1 protein-coding gene is annotated in these 288 nt (G+C 43.4%); it reads left to right on the top strand.

Annotation, left to right across the window (positions count from 1 at the left end):
• Nucleotides 1-288 (top strand): hypothetical protein (locus tag Q4Q35_RS00020; protein ID WP_303275865.1); only part of this gene is annotated, 288 nt, incomplete at both ends.

The raw sequence follows: 288 nt of genomic DNA, 5'->3' as shown, positions 1-288 counted from the left end.
TGTACCTTATGCATTGCAGGCAAAAAAAGCTGAAAATGGTATTTCGACTGCACAAGCTAATGAAATAGCTGCCAACACTTTAAAAGTAGGATATACCGATGCCTTGGTGTCAGATAATGACCATGTAGTTGCCAATACTGCAAAAGTGGGGGCTATCACAGGCACAGCTACCGGCCAAATGCAATACTGGAACGGCACTGCATGGGTAATAGTGGCAGCAGGAACTACAGGGCAAAGACTTACTAATCTAAATGGCGTACCAATTTGGACCAATATTGATCCTACATC

It is taken from the genome of Flavivirga aquimarina, assembly GCF_030540835.1.
Lineage (GTDB): Bacteria > Bacteroidota > Bacteroidia > Flavobacteriales > Flavobacteriaceae > Flavivirga > Flavivirga aquimarina.
This window is presented reverse-complemented; position numbering and strand designations above follow the sequence as displayed.